The sequence below is a fragment of the Pseudomonas sp. BAV 4579 genome (assembly GCF_009765395.1).
Lineage (GTDB): Bacteria > Pseudomonadota > Gammaproteobacteria > Pseudomonadales > Pseudomonadaceae > Chryseomonas > Chryseomonas aestiva.
This window is the reverse complement of record NZ_WHOV01000058.1, coordinates 1-20,040: the sequence shown is the minus strand read 5'-3', so window position 1 is coordinate 20,040 and position 20,040 is coordinate 1. Positions and strand designations below refer to the sequence as shown.

The following is a 20,040-nucleotide window of genomic DNA, read 5'->3' as shown; positions in this document are numbered from 1 at the left end:
GCACTCTTCCTTGCACTATTGATCGGGGCATTTTCCCGCAAGCGGCTAAGCGCGACAATCGATGCCATGCGGGGCTCACCGGCTGCGGTGGCCCTGCTAAACTCCACCCTCCTTCACGCTACGAGATCGCCATGGGTCTGCTTCGCCTGCTGTTGTGGCTCGTCCTCCTGGGCGCGCTGTTCTGGATGATCAGACGCTGGTGGCGCGGCAAGACGCAGACGCCCCCCGCCAAGGCACCCCCGCTGCCGCCCAACGCCATGGTGCGCTGTGCCCATTGCGGCGTGCATGTGCCCCAGGCAGGAGCCCTGGCCGATGGCGAAGGCCAGCGCTGGTATTGCAGCGCCGAACACCGCCGGTTGCAGCATGAGCGCCGCGACTGATCCAGGCACCCTGAGAGCCGACGCGGTCCTGCGGCTCTATCACCTCTATCGCATCGTCATCGGCCTGGCGCTGGTGGTGCTGATTTCCAGCGACCTGGACCAGCACTGGCTGCGTACCGTCGACGGCCAGCTGTTCCGCCAGGCCAGCTGGGCCTATCTCGCCGTCAACGCCGTGCTGGCGGTCGGCCAGCGGCTGTTGCGTGGCCGCGCCTTTACCCTGGCACTGATCGACATCCTCGCCCTGGGCGGCCTGTTCTTCCTGGCCGGCGGCATCGCCAGTGGCATGGGCAGTCTGCTGGTGGTGACCGTCGGGGTGTCCAACGTCCTGATCCGGGGCCGCCGCGGCCTGCTGATCGCCGCCCTGGCCGCCATCGCCCTGCTGCTGGCGACCGGCTATCTCGACCTGCGCCGCGGCGACAGTGGCAGTGGCTATGTGCAGGCGGCGGGCCTGGGCACCCTCTGCTTCGCCACGGCCTTGCTGGTGCAGGGCCTGGTCCGGCGGCTGCTGGACAGCCAGGCCCTGGCCGAAACCCGCGCCACCGCCGTGGCCGAACTGGAAGCCCTCAACGCCCTCATCCTCGAACGCATGCGGACCGGCATCCTGGTGTTCGATGCCGAATACCAGGTGCTGCTGGTGAATCCGGCAGCCCGCCGCCTGCTGGGGGTGGACGACGAGGACACCATCGCCCCCCTGGCCCTGGGGCTCGCCCAGCGCCTGGAGGAATGGGAGCGCAATCCCAGTATCCGGCCCGCGCCCTGGCGCGCCTATGCCAACGGTCCGCTGTTGCAACCCAGCTTCGCCCGTTTGCAGCAGGGCGAGGGCGAGCGGGTGCTGACCTTTCTCGAAGACGTCTCACGCATCGCCCAGCAGGCCCAGCAACTCAAGCTCGCCTCCCTCGGCCGTCTCACCGCCGGTATCGCCCACGAGATCCGCAATCCGCTGGGCGCCATCAGTCATGCCGCGCAATTGCTGCAGGAATCCGAAGAGCTGACCACCCCTGACCGGCGCCTGGCGCAGATCATCCAGGACCAGTCGCGGCGGATGAACCGGGTGGTGGAAAACGTCCTGCAACTGTCTCGCCGCCAGCAGGCCGCCCCCCAGCTGATCGATCTGCGCTACTGGGCGCACCGTTTCGCCGGGGAGCTGCGCCCTACCCTGCCCGCCGGCCAGACGCTGCACGTCAAGACCGAGCCGGGTACCCTGCAGACGCACATGGATCCTCACCAGCTGGGCCAGATCCTGACCAACCTGGTGCAGAACGGCCTGCGCTACAGCTGCCAGAAGCACGGCATCGGTCAGGTCTGGCTCAGCACCTACCGCGATCCGGAAAGCGACCTGCCCATCCTCGAGGTGGTCGACGACGGGCCGGGCGTCGCCGCGGAGCAGCTCGATCACCTGTTCGAGCCCTTCTTCACCACCGAAAACAAGGGGACCGGGCTGGGCCTGTACATCTCCCGTGAGCTTTGCGAGAGCAACCAGGCCAGACTTGGCTATCATCCCTTGGCGAATGGCAGCTGTTTTCGCATCACCTTCGCCCATCCCCGCACAATGAGCTGAGCATGGCCCGACAGAAAGTCCTGATCGTCGACGATGAACCCGATATCCGCGAACTCCTGGAGATCACCCTGGGGCGGATGAAACTCGACACCGCCAGCGCCAAGAACATCGCCGACGCCCGGGCCATCCTCGAACGGGAAAGCTTCGACCTCTGCCTGACCGACATGCGCCTGCCCGACGGCTCGGGACTGGATCTGATCCAGTTCATCCAGCAGCGCTTTCCGCAACTGCCAGTAGCCATGATCACCGCCTTCGGCAGTCTGGAAACCGCGGTCCAGGCCCTCAAGGCCGGTGCGTTCGACTACCTCACCAAGCCGGTGGACCTGCCGCGCCTGCGCGAGCTGGTGGGCACCGCCCTGCGGCTGTCCGGGCCTGCCCCGGCAGTGGCCGGCGCCAGCGAAACCCAGCTGCTCGGCGAATCGCCGCCCATGCGCGCCCTGCGGGGCCAGATCGCCAAGCTGGCGCGCAGCCAGGCGCCGGTCTACATCAGCGGGGAATCGGGCAGCGGCAAGGAGCGGGTGGCACGACTGATCCATGAGCAGGGTCCGCGTGCGGGCCGGCCCTTCGTCCCGGTCAACTGCGGCGCCATCCCCTCGGAACTGGTGGAGAGCGAATTCTTCGGCCACCGCAAGGGCAGCTTCACCGGCGCCATCGAAGACAAGCAGGGCCTGTTCCAGGCCGCCCAGGGCGGCACCCTGTTTCTCGACGAGGTGGCCGACCTGCCGCTGCCGATGCAGGTCAAGCTCTTGCGCGCCATCCAGGAAAAGGCCGTGCGCCCGGTAGGCAGCCAGCAGGAGCTCAGCCTGGACGTGCGCATTCTCAGCGCCACCCACAGGGATCTCGCCGCCGAGGTCGCCGCCGGGACCTTCCGCCAGGATCTCTACTATCGCCTCAACGTCATCGAGCTGCAGGTGCCGGCCCTGCGCGAGCGCCGCGAAGACATCGGCGTGCTGGCCAGCCACATGCTCGAACGCCTGGCGCGCGACTCGGGCCTGGCCGCGGCCACGCTGGGCGATGATGCCCTGGCCAAGCTGAAGAGCTACAGATTCCCCGGCAACGTGCGGGAACTGGAAAACATGCTGGAGCGGGCCTACACCCTCTGCGAAGGCGACGTCATCCGCCCGGCCGACCTGCGCCTGGCCGATGCACCGGCAGCCACCGCCACCGGCGAAGCCAGCCTGGCCAACATCGCCAATCTCGAAGACCACCTGGAGTCCATCGAGCGCCAGCTGATCATGCAGGCCCTCGAAGAGACCCGCTGGAATCGCACCGCCGCCGCGGAACGCCTGGGCCTCTCCTTCCGGTCGATGCGCTACCGACTGAAGAAGCTCGGCATCGACTGATCAGCCCGCCGCCAACCGCGCGCCTGGCGCATAGGGTTCCGGATCGATGATCGGCGTGCGTTCGGTAAGCAGATCGGTCAGCAACTGGCAGGAGGCCGGTGCCAGCACCAGGCCGTTGCGATAGTGCCCGCAGTTGAGCCACAGGCCGGGCAGTTCCGGCACCGGCCCGATGAAGGGCACGCCATCCGGCGATCCCGGCCGCAGCCCTGCCCAGTGCCCCACCGGTGCCTGGCCGGCCAGCGCCGGCAGCAACTCGGCAGCCGACGCCTGCAGACTGGCCAGCGCCTCGGCGGTCGGCGTCTTGTCGAATTCGGCGTGTTCCAGGGTGCTGCCGATGAGGATATGACCATCACGTCGTGGTATGGCGTAGCGCCCCTTGGCCAGCACCATGCTGGTCAGAAAGCCCACCGGCTGGCGATACAGCAACATCTGCCCCTTCACCGGCCGCACCGGCACCGCCAGCCCCAGGGTCTGCAGCAATTCCCCGCTCCAGGCCCCGGCACAGACCACCACGGACTCGGCATGGATAGCCTCGCGCGCGGTCTGCACGCCCACCACGCGCTCGCCCTGGCGCAGGAAGCCGGTCACCGGCGACTCGCTCACCAGCGTCACATTCGGCATGCGCAGCAGGGCTTCGTGCAGGGAGCGCACCAGCCGGGGATTGCGCACATTGGCCACCCCCGCCATGAAGACCGCTCGCTCATAGCCTGGCCCCAGCACCGGGACCCGCTGCCGTACCTCCGCGACCGACACCGCCGCCAGCGGCCGCACATTGCGCCGCGCCCAGTCCAGCGCCTCGGCTTCGTCCTCCAGATCGAGCCAGTACAACCCGGTCACCTCGACCTCGGGATCTACCCCCGTTTCCTGCCGCAGCCGCTCCCCCAGCACCGGATAGAAATCCTGCGACCAGTGCGCCAGCGCCGTCACCGCCGGCTGATAACGCCAGGGATACAGCGGCGAAACGATCCCGCCGCCGGCCCAGGAAGCCTCCCGCCCCGGCTCACCGCGCTCGACCACCACCACCCGCCGACCGCTCAAGGACAGGCAATAGGCCGACATCAGCCCTAGCGCACCCGCCCCAACCACAGCTACATCAAAGCTCACGTCACACCTCTACATCCTGCAATTGACTGTTCCGCCGTCTTGGCGCAAAACGGCTAGCGCGGCCAGGAAGGCCGCCTACCCACAGGGACGTCAACATGACCTATCGCATCGCGCGAGGCTTCAGCCTCTTCGAATCCCTGATCTGCCTCAGCGTGCTGAGCATCGTCGCTTCCCTCGCCATTCCCGCCTTTGGTGGAATGCTGCAGCGCAATCGTCAGCAGCTCGCCATTCAACAACTCAGGGAGACGATCAACTTCGCACGGGCGGCGGCCATCAACGGCTCTGGCAGCGTGTCCATCTGCCATGCACCGGCAGGCGACTGTGACAGCTCGAATCTCTGGTCGGTCACCACTCGGGTCTTCCGCGACTGGGATCGCGACGGCCTTCAGTCAGCCGAGGAGCCCACCCTGCTGACCAGTCAGCTCCCCGACGGCCTGCACTGGCGCTGGAACAATTTCCGTACGCTACCTCATCTGACGTTTTTGAACAGCGGCGTGACCAACGCCCTGAACGGCAGCTTCATCCTCTGCCAGGGCACCGAGCCGCGCGCACGACTGGTCCTGAACAAGGCCGGACGGATCGAGACCGCGGATCTTCGCGACAGCGATCGCTGCGCCTGAACCCCCTGACCAGACACCTTCCCGTTTCGACCGGATATCCGCCGTACGCTGTTCCAGGCGCCTGCGATACCCCATGCTTGGCTTTCCAGCCCGGCGAAAACGACGATGCGTACCCAGTACGGCTTTACCCTGATCGAAACCCTGGTAGCGCTCGCCATTCTGGCGATCGTGATCAGCATTGCTGCGCCGTCGTTTACCCGAACGCTACAGAGCAACAGGGCTGCGGTCATGAGCAATGAATTGCTTGGCGCCATGCAGATAGCACGCTCCGAGGCCCTTAAACGTCGCGCTGACGTCACGTTATGTCGGCGCAACATCGCGGGTGATGCCTGCGAAAACGGTACCGACTGGACAGCAGGTTGGCTGATGATTCAGGGCGCGAACGTCATTCGGATCTGGGAGCCCACCACCGGCATTACCTTGACTGGTCTCATCAATGGCGTCACCTATCGCAGCACCGGTCTCACCACCCTGGCTGCCGCCCAATCATTCAGCATCGAAACACCGAGTTGCCGCCGCACGGTTTCGGTAAGCCTCACCGGGAACGCTTTCGTCAACCAGAACGGCTGCCAGTCGCCATGAATGCAAAGCAGCAAAGGGGAGCAACCCTGATCGAGGTATTGGTTGCCATGGTCATTCTGGCCATAGGCCTACTGGGGCTTGCAGGGCTGCAATCGGTAAGCGTCCAGAGCAACCAGGGTGCCTACTACCGCTCACAGGCGACCATCCTGGCCAACGACATGGCTGATCGTATGCGTGCGAACCGTACCGCTGCCTTGGCCGGCAGCTACGCCCTGACCACCTTTCCCGCTCCTTCGACCAGTAACGCCATTACTGGTACCCCGGCCCAGCGCGATACAGGGCAATGGCTCAACAATCTCGCAGCCACGCTGCCACAGGGTACAGGCACCATAGTGACCAGCGGAAAGATAGTGACCCTGACCATCTGCTGGAACGACAGCCGAGCCCGGATCAAGTCCACTCAATACGTGGCGTCACAGAACGACAGCTGTACCTCTACCGCCGAGAATTCAGGCTTCGAAGTCTTCTCCTACAGGACTCGCCTATGAAACACCGGGCGACTCGCCGCCAATCCGGCCTCTCCATAATCGAACTCATGATCGCCTTGCTTCTGGGCCTATTGCTCATGGGCGGCGTCATGCAGGTCTTCCTGTCTTCCCGGCAGACCTATCAGACCAATACCGCGCTATCCCAGGTACAGGAATCAGGGCGCTTCGCCTTGGACTTTCTGGCCTATGATCTGAAGAACGCCGGCTATCGCGGAGACTGTCTGTTTCCGCTCTATGATCCCACGCCTCCCACTCTTACCAAAGACGAACGTTATGTCCTTGGCACCGGTATCGAAGGCTGGAACGATACCGGGGAGAACTCCATTCCGAGCTGGTTGAACGATATCTACAGCACAAACCGGCAAGGTGGAACTGACGTCATTCTGCTCAAGCATGCCGCTGGCATGACCGGGATAGCCCTATCACATTCTGTTAGTGCAGGCGCCTTGGCCCTTGACACGACCGCAGCTACTGGCCAGACACCCGGTAGCCTGCTGATCATCTCCGACACAGCCGGTTGTCAACTCTTCATCAATCAGAGCGCAGCCAATGCCACCATGTTGACAACGCTGCAGGCGATCAACCGCCCCTATGCGCAAACGGCGGTAATCTCGAATTTTCAAAGTTCGCTCTATTACATAGGTCAGAGCTCCGTTGCAGCCGGCCTTCCTGCTCTACGCCGAGTCCGCTATCTGGCCACAACCGGCGCTCAGCCTTTGATTGTCGATGAGGAGTTGGTCAGCGGCATTCAGGACCTGCAGATCCAATATGCCGTAGGTGACAGCAACGGTCAGATAACGGGTGAATACAGAGATGCCCAGCTGATTACCGATTGGCAGGCAGTGATTTCCGCTCAGATCAACTTGATCGCCGTTAGCAGAGATACCCAGGCCGTATCGCCCGATCAGCAACTTACCTTCCGTGGCAATACCGTCACCCTTGCCAATGGCCGCCTGGGGCAGGTGTTCAACCAAACTGTCAGCATTCGGAACCACCTGCCATGAGAAACTCGGTCGAACGCCAACAGGGCGCGGTATTGATCGTGACGTTGGTGATGCTGCTACTCATGACCTTGATCGCTCTCGCCAGCATGAGGGGCACTACGCTGCAGGAACGCATGGCGGGTAACGCCCGCGACCAAAGCCAGGCGTTTCAGGCGTCGGAGATGGCGCAGCGACAGGCCGAAGCCTTCGCCCTCACACGCAGCGTCACCGATTGGCAAAACACTGCCCAAAATGCCAACTGGACAAATGCGGATGCTTTGACAGACCTGCCCAATCAATCCCGCTTCAGGATCAATCCAACACCAGGGGTCAATCCGCTGAGATCCGGCGACGGCCTTCAGGTGATTCCGCTGGATGTCAGTGTGCTGCGCATCGAAACCCAAGGTGCGGGAGCAGCTACCACTGCCGGAGCCGGGTCGGCGTCCACGGCGAATGTCACCATCAACACCATCTTTGTCAGGCGATAGATACTTGGAGAGCATCATGCCTCATCAGTTGCGATTTCTGACGTGGACTCTGCCTTCGGCGATGGTGCTGCTTCTGCTGAGTACCTCCGGTAACGCCACGGTATCCCAGACTCCGCTGGCCGTAGGAGGGGACATTCCGGGCAGCCTGGCGTTGGTGCCCTCGGTAGAATGGCCGACGGTCTTATCTGTAGCCAACCTTGGCAGCTACAGTTCCGGCAATGTCTATAGCGGGTACTTCGATTCGGACAAGTGCTACACCTACGCCTTTGGCGGCTCACTGGACAATAGTTGGTTCAACCCTGTCAGCGCCGCCAATAGCCGTCGCTGCAGCGGTGCCAGGCAATGGAGCGGCAATTTTCTCAACTGGGCCGCTACTCCAACCATCGACCCTTTCCGCAGTGCCCTGACTGGCGGTGCCAGGGTGCGGGACGATGTCGGCCTTACCGTCTTGCAAAAAGCGCGTCACAGCGGACAAAACTCTGCTGGCAACCGTTTGAATAGCGGTCAGGGACTCCTTCCAGCGTCAGAGATTGCTGGCGCTACCCCCTTTGCGGCCAACTGGGCCGGCTTCTATGTTCGTCTGGAAGGCCAGGGGTTCGACATGCTGTTCTCTAACTGGAACGATCGAATCGGTGGCGGCGGCTCTGCCGACTATGGCGCAGGCAACAATATGTCGAGCGTCTGGGTGAATCTGGATCCAAACGATAACAACCAATGGAGCGGAAATTTACTCAAGGCTGACTATACGGCGGGCTCGATATTCAACTCAACTCGCTACAGTGTCTATCGAGTAAGAGTTCAGGTTAAAGTATGCGACCCTACCATTGGTCTGGAAGCCAATTGCAAAAGATACTCGGCGAGCAACTACAAGCCAGAAGGCCTTCTGCAACAGTATTCTGACAAGCTGCGCTACTCGGTATTCAGCTATCTAAATGATTCCAGCGCGACACGCGATGGCGGTGTCCTGCGGACCAACCAAAGCTTCATTGGCCCGCTCAAACCAGATCTCAGTAGTAACTCTGCACGCGCCGAATGGGACCCGCAAACTGGCATTCTAGTACGCAATCCTTCTGCCAGTGAAGCCTCGTCGACAGGCTATGGAGTAACGGATAGCGGTGTCATCAACTATCTGAACAAGTTTGGCTCAATGCCTTATGCGCCGAACACCTACCTGAACCTAAAAAGCAATGACCCGGTCAGCGAGCTCTATTATACAGCGCTACGTTACTTCAAGAACCAGGGAAATGTATCTGCCTACAGTACCTTGTCCGGCTCTACGGATACCGACAAATACGCCCAAGCCGACGGCTTCCCCGTAGTGACCAACTGGCAAGACCCCATTACTTATTCCTGTCAGAAGAACGTCATTCTCGGCATCGGCGACACGAATACCTGGAATGACAAGAATCTACCGGGAGGTATCACTTCCTCGGGCGGAGAACCGGCCAAGCCCGCGGAAGTGACCAGCGACACCTCTATAGATGTAGAGGCCTTGACACAGAAGGTCGCCAGTCTCGAAAACATCACCATAAGCACACCCTTCACCGGTCGCGGCAACTCTGCTTACATCGCCGGCCTTGCCTATGATGCCCATACGCGGGATCAGCGAAGCGACAAAGCAGGTAGCCAGACCATCTCCACCTACTGGATGGATGTCCGCGAGAACCAAAGTCTAGCCGGCAGATCGTCGAACCAATACTGGCTCGCTGCTAAATATGGCGGCTTCACAGTTCCTCAAGGCTTTGCCAGCAGTTCAGCCACCGCTGCTAGCATTACCGACGATCTCTGGTGGACCAGCGGTGAGTATCTCTCTTCCAACTACAAGCGCCCTGACAATTTCTACGTTGCTAGCGACGCCCCCAACATGATCAAGGGTCTTCGTGCGGCCTTTGCCAAGATCGTTCAAGAGGTAACTACTTCGACCACCTCGATCAGCACCAACGGCCAGCAACTCGATACCGGCAGCGGCACCTTTCAAACTCAATTCGAAGCCAAGTTCTGGAGCGGCGATCTTCTGGCCAGAACGCTAAGTGCTTCGGGTGTAGCCAGCTCCTCCAGTTGGAGCGCGGGAAACAAGCTTGACACCCTTGAGCCAAGTAGCCGGAAGATTTTTACTAGCAATACCCTAACCGCCCAGAGCAACAACGCCTATTCCTTGGCCGCAGGCCAGGGCGTCAATTTTCTCTGGAGCGGCTTGGATGCCGAGAGCAAGGTCGCGCTGCAAGGAACTGCGACGACAGGTACCAACGTAAGCACTACAGAAGGGTCGCGACGTCTCGACTATCTGCGCGGCGATCGGAGCCAGGAGACCGTCAGTAGCAATCCCATGCGCAAACGCAAGAGTCGCCTGGGCGACATCGTAAACTCAGACCCTTTATATATAGGAAAACCAGATTACGGCTATAACCGTCTAGCTGGATCCGTATGGGGAAGTGCGGGTGAAAGCTATCTGACCTACCGTCAAAGCACAGCCTATCAGGCACGCAAGTCGCTGGTCGTAGTAGGCGCCAATGACGGCATGCTTCATGGTTTCGACGCCAGCCTGGCCGATGGCGGCAATGAACTGTTCGCCTATGTGCCTCGTACCCTGATGGGTGAACTCTACCGCCTAACCGACCCCAGCTACAGCCATCGCTACTATGTAGACGGCTCGCCAACGGGAGGAGACGCCTGGATCAACAATAGCTGGAAGTCCCTCATCGTGGGGACGGCGGGCGCCGGAGGAAACACCGTGTTTGCGCTGGACGCGAGCGACCCGAGCAACATGGCTCCCAGCAACGTACTTTGGGAGTTCTCTTCGCCCGAAATGAAGTATCCCATTCAGAAGCCGGCTCTGGTCGCGCTGGAGAATGGCAAGTTCGGTGTGATCGTGACCAGTGGCTTCAGCGACAGCAGTGTCAGCCAGGGCAAGATCTGGATCTTGGACGCCGCCACTGGCAGTGTCCTCAAGACCTTTACTGTCGCTACGACCGGCGGCTTGGGAGAGCCGCTTGCCATTGATACCAATAACGACCGCATCGTAGACCGCCTTTATGCGGGCGATACTGCCGGCAATATCTGGCGCTTCGACCTGAAAGGCACCAACCCGGCGAACTGGGACGCTCCTGCAGCTCTAAAGAGCGGGGCAAACATTCTGCCCTTGTTCATTGCAAGGACAGCCAATGGCACCAGCAATCCCACTCAACCTATCACCGCGCCTCTCGAAGCCGCCCTCAACAGCGACGGCAATCCGATCATTCTTTTTGGCACCGGAAGCTACTACCAGATTGGAGACAATGAGGTACCTGCCAACCCGCGCCTGGAAACCTTCTATGGCCTGATCGACAGGGGACAGCAAATCAGCCGTAGCAATCTCGTCGAACAGGCCATTATTGCCCAACAAACCATCGGTAACCGCCGTGCCCGCGCAGTCACCAGTGCCGAGATCGGTGCAGATAAATCAGGCTGGTTCATGGATCTGGCGTGGAAGAGCAGCAATGGCGGGTCCGGAGCGCTAACAAGCGAAAGGGTCATTGCCCGGCCGACGCTGAGAAACGGCGTCTTGGTCTTCACTACTATGACACCCAACAGTGATCCCTGCGGCGGCGGAGGTACAAGCTGGATCATGACGTTGAATGTGCTGAATGGAGGCACTCTCAACTTCAGTTTCTTCGACTACAACGGTGACGGAACCTTTGATCAGCGTGACTATTACAGCTTGGCAAATGGTACCAAAGTCCCTTTCTCTGGGATCTCAGACGATCAAAGCGGCATCATCAAGACGCCCAGCTTCGTTCGCGGTAACGGCAACACGACCGACGGCTCTACAGCAACGGGAAAATTGTGCCACTCGGACGCGAGTGGCAACACGATCTGCCAAGATATCAATGACCCGAAGAGCAGTTCGAAACGCATGACCTGGCGCGAAATCAGATGAAGTCAATTACGCAAAATCAGCACTCAAACCACCAAAGAGGCTTCACGCTCATCGAACTGATGATCGTTGTGGCTATAGTTGGCATCCTGGCGGCCATTGCCTATCCGTCTTACACGGAGCACGTACGCAAGGGGAACAGGGCTGACGCTGAGGCTTCGCTCATGGAGTTGGCGCAGCTCATGGAGCGAAACTACACCCGCCTCGGACGCTATACGACGGATGTGGCTGGTACAACGGCACCCACTCTGCCGTTCACTACCACTCCCAAGGATGGCGGACGGGCCATCTACGATTTGAGCCTGAGTGCAGTCACGGCTACTAGCTATACGCTTCAGGCAGCGCCTCGTGCAGGCGGCCCCATGGCAGGTGATCGATGCGGAAGTCTGACACTGACCAATACCGGGCTAAAGGGACAAGCAACCGATGCCACCACCGCCGACTGCTGGCGCCGCTAGGGCGCCAGCGACGTCCTATACCGCCTTTACCCTGAGCTCTCGCGGCAGGGTGAAGGTGATGTTTTCCGGCTCGCCTTCCAGCTCAACCTCGCCGGTGGCGCCCCAGCTCTGTAGCTGATCAATGACGCCGCGTACCAGGACCTCGGGGGCTGAGGCGCCGGCGGTGACGCCGATGCGCTGTACACCTTCGAACCAGCTCTGCTGCAGGTCTTCGGCGCCGTCGATGAGGTAGGCCGGGGTGTCCAGGCGCTCGGCGAGTTCGCGCAGACGGTTGGAGTTGGAGCTGCTGGGGCTGCCCACGACCAGCACTACGTCGCTTTCCAGCGCCAGGGTCTTTACCGCGTCCTGGCGGTTGGTGGTGGCGTAGCAGATATCGTTCTTGCGCGGGCCGTTGATGTGGGGAAACTTGGCGCGCAGGGCGTCGATCACAATGCGGGTGTCGTCCATCGACAGGGTGGTCTGGGAGACGTAGAACAGGGCTTCGGGGTTGCGCACCTCGAGCCTTGCCACGTCGTCTTCGTCTTCCACCAGGTAGATGGCACCGCCGGCACGGTCGTCGTACTGACCCATGGTGCCCTCCACTTCCGGATGCCCGGCGTGGCCGATGAGGATGCATTCCTGGCCATCGCGGCTGTAGCGCGCGACTTCCATGTGCACCTTGGTCACCAGCGGGCAGGTTGCGTCGAACACCTTGAGGCCACGCTCGGCGGCCTCGCGGCGCACGGCCTGGGAGACGCCATGGGCGCTGAAGATGAGAATGACATCGTCCGGTACGTCGGCCACGTCTTCGACGAAGACGGCGCCCCGGGCGCGCAGGTTGTCGACCACGAACTTGTTGTGCACCACTTCGTGACGCACATAGATGGGCGGACCGAAAACGTCCAGCGCCCGATCGACGATGTCGATGGCGCGGTCCACGCCGGCGCAGAAGCCACGGGGATTGGCGAGCTTGATCTGCATAGGCTCCTCTGCCCGCTTCACGGGCGGCGGTAGATCAATGGGAGACGGCAGGCTCGATGGCCAGGATGTCCACGTCGAAGGTCAGCACACGGCCGGCCAGCGGGTGGTTGAAGTCGATGATCACCTGCTCGTCATCGTAGCTTTTCACCACGCCGGGCATCTCGCCGCCGGCGGCGTCGCTGAAGATGATCAGCAGACCGGGCAACAGCTCCATGTCACTGAAGTCGTCCCGGGCCATGGTCTGCAGGTTGCCGTCGTTGGGCTGGCCGAAGCCGCGCTCCGGCGGAATGGTCAGGCTGGTCTTGGTACCGGCTTCCAGTCCGAACAGCGCCTGCTCGAAACCGGGCAGCAGGTTGCCGTCGCCGACGGTGAAGGTGGCCGGCGCCTTGTCGAAGGTGCTGTCCACCACGTCGCCGTTCTGCAGCTTGATGGCGAAATGCAGGGTGACCCGGGTATCCGGGCCGATGGTGATTTCAGCCATGGGCTTCCTCGGGCTTCTTCTTGCGGAACATGTCCAGGGCCAGCATCACGGCACCGACGGTGATGGCGCTGTCGGCCAGGTTGAAAGCCGGGTAGTACCACTCCTGGCGCCAGTGCACCAGGATGAAGTCGATGACGTGGCCAAGGACCAGACGGTCATAGAGATTGCCCAGGGCGCCACCAAGGATCAGGGCCAGGGCGATGGCGGTCCAGGTGTCGTTGCGCAGGCGCTTGAGCCAGACCACCAGGACCACGCTCACCACCGCCGCGATGCCGGCGAAGAACCAGCGCTGCCAGCCGGAGTGATCGGCCAGGAAGCTGAAGGCAGCGCCCGGGTTGTAGGCCAGGGTCCAGCTGAGGATGTCCGGAATCACCGGCACCTGCTGGTAAAGCGACAGGTTGGCCTGGAAGTAAAGCTTGGTCAGCTGATCCAGCAGGATCACCAGCACACTCAGGGCCAACCAGGGCAAGGCACCGAAACGCGAGGCGTCACGCATGCTCACGCACCTCGCCTGCGCCGTAGACGTTGGTCACGCAACGCTCGCAGATCTCCGGGTGTGCGGCATCCTGGCCGACGCTGTGGCTGTGGTGCCAGCAACGGGCGCACTTGGGAGCCTCGGACTTGCGCACCACCAGCTTGAGTCCGCTCAGTTCGCTGGTCACGGCGCCTTCCGGGGCCTTGTCCAGCGGTTGGACAGCGGCCTGGGACGAGATCAGCACGAATCTGAGTTCGTTGCCCAGGGCTTCCAGTACGGTCTGCAGGGCGCTGTCGGCGTAGAGGGTGATCTCCGCCTGCAGGCTGCCACCCAGGGTCTTGGCGGCGCGCTGGTTCTCCAGCTCCTTGTTGACCGCGGCCTTGACCGCCATCACCTGATCCCAGTAGGCGCGATCCAGGGTCGCACCCTCGGGCAGGGCGAACAGGCCGTCGTACCAGGTGGTCAGCATCACCGACTCTTCACGCTCACCGGGCAGGTACTGCCAGATCTCGTCGGCGGTAAAGGACAGGATGGGCGCGATCCAGCGCACCAGGGCTTCGGCGATGAGATACAGCGCGGTCTGGCAGGAGCGCCGCGGCAGGCTGTCGGCGCCGGTGGTGTACTGGCGGTCCTTGATGATGTCCAGGTAGAAGCCGCCCAGCTCCTGCACGCAGAAGTTGTGCACCTTCTGGTAGACGTTGAGGAAGCGGTACTCGGCGTAGGCCTGCTCGATTTCCTGCTGCAGCAGCAGGGCGCGATCCACGGCCCAGCGATCCAGGTCGATCATGTCTTCGGGCGCGACCCGGTTGACCGCCGGATCGAACCCGGACAGGTTGGAGAGCAGGAAGCGCGCGGTGTTGCGGATGCGGCGATAGGAGTCGGCGCTGCGCTGCAGGATCTGGTCGGAGACCGCCATCTCGCCGGTGTAGTCGGTCGACGCGACCCAGAGGCGCAGGATGTCGGCACCCAGGCTGTCGATGACCTTTTGCGGAGCGACCACGTTGCCCAGCGACTTGGACTGCTTGCGGCCCTGCTCGTCCACGGTGAAACCGTGGGTCAGCAGTTCCTTGTAGGGGGCATGGCCATCGATGGCGCAACCGGTCAGCAGCGAGGAGTGGAACCAGCCGCGATGCTGGTCGGAACCCTCAAGGTAGAGATCGGCCACCGGACCCTGGCCATGGGCTAGCTCGGCATGGGAGCCACGCAGCACGTGCCAGTGGGTAGTGCCGGAATCGAACCAGACGTCGAGGGTATCGCGACTCTTGTCGTACTGGCCGGCTTCTTCGCCGAGCAGTTCCGCGGGATCGAGCTTGAACCAGGCCTCGATGCCCTCGCGCTCGACGCGCTGGGCGACGGCTTCCATCAGTTCGACGGTACGCGGATGCAGCTCGCCGCTTTCCTTGTGGGTAAAGAAGGGAATTGGCACGCCCCAGTTGCGCTGGCGCGAGATGCACCAGTCGGGACGGCCGGCGATCATGCCGTGCAGCCGCGCCTGGCCCCAGGCCGGGACGAACTGGGTCTGCTCGATGGCCGCCAGGGAGCGCTCGCGCAGGGTGGCGCCTTCGTTCGGCTGCTTGTCCATGCCGACGAACCACTGGGCGGTGGCGCGATAGATCAGCGGAGTCTTGTGGCGCCAGCAGTGCATGTAGCTGTGGTTGATCGCCTCGTGCTTGAGCAGCGCGCCCGCCTCTGCCAGCGCGGCGACGATGGCCGGATTGGCCTTCCAGATGAACTGGCCACCAAACAGCGGCAGCGACTCGGCGTAGACGCCATTGCTCTGCACCGGGTTGAGGATGTCGTCGTTGCTCATGCCGTATTGCTTGCAGATGCGGAAGTCGTCCTCACCATAGGCGGGCGAACAGTGCACCACACCGGTCCCGGCGCCCAGCTCGACGTACTCGGCCAGGTAGATGGGCGACAGCCGCTCGTACAGCGGGTGGCGGAAGTTGATCAGTTCCAGGGCGGTACCCGGGGCGGTGGCGATCACCTCGCCCTGTAGGCCGTAGCGCGCCAGGCAGCTTTCCACCAGCTCCTCGGCCAGCAGCAGCAGGCGGTCGCCGACATCCACCAGCGCATAGGTGAATTCGGGATGCACGTTGAGCGCCTGGTTGGCCGGGATGGTCCAGGGGGTGGTGGTCCAGATGACGATGGCGGTGGGCTTGGCCAGCGCGTCGAGACCGAAAGCGGCTGCCAGCTTGTCGGCATCGGCGACCGGGAAGGCCACGTCGATGGCGTCGGATCTCTTGTCCTGATACTCCACCTCGGCCTCGGCCAGGGCCGAGCCGCAGTCGAAGCAGAAATTGACCGGCTTGAGGCCCTTGAAGACGAAGCCCTTCTTGACCAGTTCGCCGAGGGCACGGATCTCGCCGGCCTCGTTGGCGAAGTTCATGGTCAGGTAGGGATTGCTCCAGTCACCCAGCACGCCCAGACGGACGAAGCCGGCCTTCTGCTCTTCGATCTGCTCGCTGGCATAGGCGCGGCAGCGCTCGCGGGTCAGGTCCGCCGGCTGATTCTTGCCGAAGGTGGTTTCCACCTTGTGCTCGATGGGCAGGCCATGGCAGTCCCAGCCCGGCACATAGGGGGCATCGAAGCCGGCCAGGGTCTTGGAGCGGGTGATGATGTCCTTGAGAATCTTGTTCAGCGCATGACCGATGTGGATGCTGCCGTTGGCATAGGGCGGACCGTCATGCAGGATGAAGGTCGGACGGCCCTTGCCGATGGCGCGCAGCTTCCCGTACAGGTCGATGTCCTGCCAGCGCTTGAGCGCTTCCGGCTCGCGCTGCGGCAGGCCGGCTTTCATCGGGAATGCCGTTTCCGGCAGGTTGAGCGTCGCTTTGTAATCGGTCATGTCAGTCCAGGCTCGTTGACGGTTGCCCCTGCCAGTAGGCGCGGGCCGTGGCGACGTCCGCTTCGATCGCCGCCTTGAGGGCCTCCAGAGAGGCGAATTTCTGTTCGTCGCGGACCTTCTGCACGAAGGTCACGCTGAGGTGGCGACCATAGAGGTCGCCGGAAAAGTCCAGCAGATGGATTTCCAGGTGCGGACGGCCATCGCCCTGCACCGTCGGCCGCTGGCCGATATTGGCCACGCCCGGCACCACTCGCCCATCGATCAGGCTGCTGACCAGATAGACGCCGCGCAGCGGCGGTCGACGCCGTTTGAGCTGGACGTTGGCCGTGGGCCACCCCAGCTGACGCGCCAGCTTCTGGCCGTGCAAGACCCGCCCCGAGAGGCTGTAGGGGCGTCCCAGCATGCGCGCGGCCAGGGCCAGATCGCCGTCGGCCAGGGCCTGGCGGATCAGGGTGCTGCTCACCCGCAGGCCATCCAGTTCGACGGTGGTCGCAGCCTCCAGCGTGAAGCCGTGGTCGCGGGCGGCCAGATTCAGGTAGGTGAAATCGCCGGCACGGTCGCAGCCGAAACGGAAGTCGTCGCCGATCTCCAGGTGCTTCACCCCCAGGCCGTCCACCAGCACCTGCTGGACGAAGGCCTCGGCGGACAATTCGCGCAGCCGCCGATTGAAATTCAGGCTAAGCACGTTGTCGACGCCCAGTCGCGCGAAGCATTCCAGTTTCTCACGCAGGCGGGTCAGGCGCACCGGCGCGATGTCAGGCAGGAAGAATTCGCGGGGCTGCGGTTCGAAGATCACCACGCAACTGGGCACCCCGAGCTCCGCCGCCCGCTCACGCAGCCGCGCGAGGATGGCCTGGTGCCCCAGGTGAACCCCGTCGAAGTTGCCAATGGTGGCAACGCAGCCCTTGGGAAAGGCGTCGAGATGATGGAGACCGCGAAACAGCTGCATGGATAGGGATTGCTCAGAAATTAATCGATTATATCCGGATGCCCGCCGCGAGGACAGGCGCACACCCGGCCTTGTGCAATCACAGCACCGCGCGCCGATTGAAGTCGCGCACGCGGAAGCCGAGCAGGAAGAGACTGGCGAAATAGGCCAGTACCCCCGCCGCGACCAGGCCGCCCAGACGCAGCAGGCGCTGCCACATCAGCCCCTCGCTCCAACTGGGCAGCAGCTGCATCAGACCGAACAGCACAGCGGTCATCACCGCCACCGCGATCAGCAGCCGGAGCAGGAAGCCCGTCCAGCCGGGTTGGGGGATGAACAGGTTATGGCGGCGCAACTGCCAGAATAAAAGGCCGGCGTTGAGACAAGCCGCCAGACCTATGGCCAGGGCCAGACCGACGTGCTGCAGCGGTCCGATCAGGATCAGGTTGAGCACCTGGGTCACCGCCAGGGTGAAGATGGCGATCTTTACCGGCGTCTTGATGTTCTGCTGGGCATAGAAGCCCGGCGCCAGCACCTTGACCAGGATGATGCCGAGCAGCCCCACGGCATAGGCGACCAGCGCCCGCTGGGTCATCAGGGCGTCATGGGCATCGAAGCGACCGTACTGGAACAGCGAGACGGTCAGCGGCTCGGACAGCAGCGCCAGGGCCGCGGAACAGGGCAGCACCAGCAGGAAGCAGAGTCGCAGCCCCCAGTCGAGCAGTCGCGAATACTCCTGGCGATCGGCCTTGGCGTAGGTACGCGACAGCGCCGGCAGCAGGATGGTCCCCAGCGCCACGCCGAGCACCCCCGAAGGCAACTCCATCAGGCGATCGGCGTAGTACATCCAGGACACCGAGCCGGCCGCCAGGAAGGAGGCGAAGATGGTGTTGATGATCAGCGAGATCTGACTGACCGAGACCCCGAGGATCGCCGGCCCCATCTGCTTCATGACCCGCCAGACACCGGTGTCGCGCAGATTCAGCCGCGGCAGCACCAGCATGCCGATGCGCTTGAGGTGGGGCAGCTGATAGAGGAACTGGGCCAGGCCACCCACCAGGGTCGCCCAGGCCAGCGCCATGATCGGCGGATCGAAATAGGGCGTCAGGAACAGCGCGAAGATGATCATGCTGATGTTGAGCAAGGTCGGCACGAAGGCCGGCACGTTGAATCTGTTCCAGGTATTGAGCACGGCGCCGGCCAGGGAGGCCAGGGAGATCAGCAGGATGTAGGGAAAGGTCACCCGCAGCAGGCTGGACGTGAGGGCGAATTTCTCCGGGGTATCGGCAAAGCCCGGCGCGGTGATCCAGATCACCAGGGGCGCGGCCAGCATGCCCAGCACCGTGACCACCGCCAGCACCAGGGTCAGCAGGCCGCTGACATAGGCCAGGAAGGTCCGGGTGGCCTCCTCGCCCTGCTGGGCCTTGTATTCGGCCAGGATAGGCACGAAGGCCTGGGAAAAGGCGCCCTCGGCAAAGATGCGGCGCAGAAGATTGGGCAGCTTGAAGGCGACGAAGAAGGCGTCGGTGGCCATGCCGGCGCCAAAGGTGCGGGCGACGATGGTGTCGCGCACGAAACCCAGCACGCGGGACAGCATGGTCATGGAGCTGACGGCGGCCAGGGACTTGAGCAGATTCATGGCTGGGAGAGGACTCGGTGAACGCAGCGGGACGTGACGAAGGAAGCGCGCAAGCGCAGTCGTGGGATGGGCACAAGCGATCGAGTGTAACGAGGCCCTTCATCGGCGACCAGCCGGATATCCATCCAGACGGCCTTGACAGGCGCCGCCAGGGACGTCAAGATTCGCGACCTTAATTTAGCTCTGTACTTGCTACAGAGTTCGCTCTGTACCCAATACAGTCTTTTTCGAAGGAGCTCCACGGTGGCTAACTCCCCCTCCGCCAAAAAACGCGCCAAACAGGCTGAGAAGCGTCGCAGCCACAATGCGAGCCTGCGCTCCATGGTGCGTACCTACATCAAGAACGTCGTCAAGGCGATCGAAGCCAAGGACCTGGAAAAAGCCAAGTCCGCTTACGTTGCTGCCGTTCCGGTCATCGACCGCATGGCCGACAAGGGCATCATCGACAAGAACAAGGCCGCTCGTCACAAGAGCCGCCTGAACGCTCACATCAAGGCCCTGGCTACCCCCGCCGCTGCCTGATAAGCGTTCGAACAAAAAACCGGCCTAGGCCGGTTTTTTATTGCCTGCGATTCAAGAGCCCAACGCCTCAGGAGAGGCGCCAGGCTCGACAATCGTAAGCGGATGGCGAACACACCTACCGAACTCCAGTATTTAGGGCGATGGTGTCCGCGTATTTTTAAGCGGACGCGATCACCCTTATCGCCAGGATTTCCATGCGCCAACGCAGCTCTTACCTGTGGTTTCAACCGGTCGACGCAACAGCGTGGTTAAAACACTCGGCGGGAGTCG

Annotated in this window: 18 protein-coding genes; 11 read left to right on the top strand and 7 right to left on the bottom strand. The window is 62.5% G+C overall.

The features are described from left to right. Positions 1-131: 131 nt before the first annotated feature. The 3 genes from GSQ95_RS13400 to GSQ95_RS13390 are packed head-to-tail and all read left to right on the top strand — an operon-like array spanning position 132 to position 3,281. Positions 132-380 (top strand): PP0621 family protein, encoded by a 249-nt coding sequence (locus GSQ95_RS13400; protein ID WP_158896450.1) that lies wholly within the window; start codon positions 132-134, stop codon positions 378-380. Continuing rightward, on the top strand, positions 364-1,938 hold the full coding sequence (locus tag GSQ95_RS13395) for a PAS domain-containing sensor histidine kinase (RefSeq protein ID WP_158896451.1): 1,575 nt from the start codon (positions 364-366) through the stop codon (positions 1,936-1,938). Before GSQ95_RS13400 ends, GSQ95_RS13395 begins: the two co-directional genes overlap by 17 nt. A 2-nt stretch (positions 1,939-1,940) precedes the next feature. Continuing rightward, positions 1,941-3,281, top strand: a complete 1,341-nt coding sequence (locus GSQ95_RS13390) for a sigma-54 dependent transcriptional regulator (protein WP_158896452.1) — start codon at positions 1,941-1,943, stop codon at positions 3,279-3,281. On the opposite strand, the gene thiO is transcribed toward GSQ95_RS13390, so the two are convergent. Further along, entirely contained in the window at positions 3,282-4,385 is a 1,104-nt protein-coding gene (gene thiO, locus GSQ95_RS13385) for a glycine oxidase ThiO (protein WP_158896453.1), read from the bottom strand. Positions 4,386-4,480: 95 nt separating this feature from the next. Between thiO and GSQ95_RS13380 the strand changes: the two genes are divergently transcribed. From GSQ95_RS13380 to GSQ95_RS13350, 7 genes are all read left to right on the top strand, one after another. Next, on the top strand, positions 4,481-5,005 hold the full coding sequence (locus tag GSQ95_RS13380; protein ID WP_158896464.1) for a GspH/FimT family pseudopilin: 525 nt from the start codon (positions 4,481-4,483) through the stop codon (positions 5,003-5,005). A gap of 105 nt (positions 5,006-5,110) precedes the next feature. Continuing rightward, entirely contained in the window at positions 5,111-5,587 is a 477-nt protein-coding gene (locus GSQ95_RS13375; RefSeq protein ID WP_158896454.1) for a GspH/FimT family pseudopilin, read from the top strand. Continuing rightward, positions 5,584-6,075 carry a type IV pilus modification protein PilV gene (gene pilV, locus GSQ95_RS13370; RefSeq protein WP_158896455.1) on the top strand — a complete coding sequence of 164 codons (492 nt, stop codon included), beginning with the start codon at positions 5,584-5,586 and terminating at the stop codon, positions 6,073-6,075. The genes GSQ95_RS13375 and pilV overlap by 4 nt, the downstream gene beginning before the upstream one ends. Before the next feature lie 47 nt (positions 6,076-6,122). Further along, complete coding sequence (locus tag GSQ95_RS13365) at positions 6,123-7,079, top strand: PilW family protein (protein ID WP_158896456.1); 957 nt, start codon at positions 6,123-6,125, stop codon at positions 7,077-7,079. After that, positions 7,076-7,546, top strand: coding sequence for a PilX N-terminal domain-containing pilus assembly protein (locus tag GSQ95_RS13360; RefSeq protein WP_158896457.1), 471 nt, complete (start codon positions 7,076-7,078; stop codon positions 7,544-7,546). The genes GSQ95_RS13365 and GSQ95_RS13360 overlap by 4 nt, the downstream gene beginning before the upstream one ends. Before the next feature lie 16 nt (positions 7,547-7,562). Beyond that, on the top strand, positions 7,563-11,462 hold the full coding sequence (locus tag GSQ95_RS26515) for a pilus assembly protein (RefSeq protein WP_158896458.1): 3,900 nt from the start codon (positions 7,563-7,565) through the stop codon (positions 11,460-11,462). Further along, a complete protein-coding gene (locus tag GSQ95_RS13350) occupies positions 11,459-11,917 on the top strand; it encodes a type IV pilin protein (protein ID WP_158896459.1) in 459 nt (152 codons plus the stop codon). The genes GSQ95_RS26515 and GSQ95_RS13350 overlap by 4 nt, the downstream gene beginning before the upstream one ends. A 15-nt stretch (positions 11,918-11,932) precedes the next feature. On the opposite strand, the gene ispH is transcribed toward GSQ95_RS13350, so the two are convergent. The 6 genes from ispH to murJ form a co-directional block, all read right to left on the bottom strand. Continuing rightward, a complete protein-coding gene (gene ispH / locus GSQ95_RS13345; protein WP_158896460.1) occupies positions 11,933-12,877 on the bottom strand; it encodes a 4-hydroxy-3-methylbut-2-enyl diphosphate reductase in 945 nt (314 codons plus the stop codon). Positions 12,878-12,911: 34 nt separating this feature from the next. Beyond that, positions 12,912-13,358, bottom strand: coding sequence for a peptidylprolyl isomerase (locus tag GSQ95_RS13340; RefSeq protein WP_158896461.1), 447 nt, complete (start codon positions 13,356-13,358; stop codon positions 12,912-12,914). Then, positions 13,351-13,854: a signal peptidase II gene (gene lspA / locus GSQ95_RS13335; RefSeq protein ID WP_017640851.1), complete on the bottom strand. Its 504-nt coding sequence runs from the start codon at positions 13,852-13,854 to the stop codon at positions 13,351-13,353. The genes GSQ95_RS13340 and lspA overlap by 8 nt, the downstream gene beginning before the upstream one ends. Continuing rightward, entirely contained in the window at positions 13,847-16,681 is a 2,835-nt protein-coding gene (ileS, locus tag GSQ95_RS13330; RefSeq protein ID WP_158896462.1) for an isoleucine--tRNA ligase, read from the bottom strand. The genes lspA and ileS overlap by 8 nt, the downstream gene beginning before the upstream one ends. 1 nt (position 16,682) lies before the next feature. Then, positions 16,683-17,630 (bottom strand): bifunctional riboflavin kinase/FAD synthetase, encoded by a 948-nt coding sequence (gene ribF, locus GSQ95_RS13325; protein ID WP_158896463.1) that lies wholly within the window; start codon positions 17,628-17,630, stop codon positions 16,683-16,685. Between the two features lie 79 nt (positions 17,631-17,709). After that, entirely contained in the window at positions 17,710-19,248 is a 1,539-nt protein-coding gene (murJ, locus tag GSQ95_RS13320) for a murein biosynthesis integral membrane protein MurJ (RefSeq protein WP_133861313.1), read from the bottom strand. Positions 19,249-19,491: 243 nt separating this feature from the next. Between murJ and rpsT the strand changes: the two genes are divergently transcribed. Further along, a complete protein-coding gene (gene rpsT / locus GSQ95_RS13315; RefSeq protein WP_007160795.1) occupies positions 19,492-19,770 on the top strand; it encodes a 30S ribosomal protein S20 in 279 nt (92 codons plus the stop codon). The last annotated feature ends 270 nt before the right edge of the window (positions 19,771-20,040 follow it).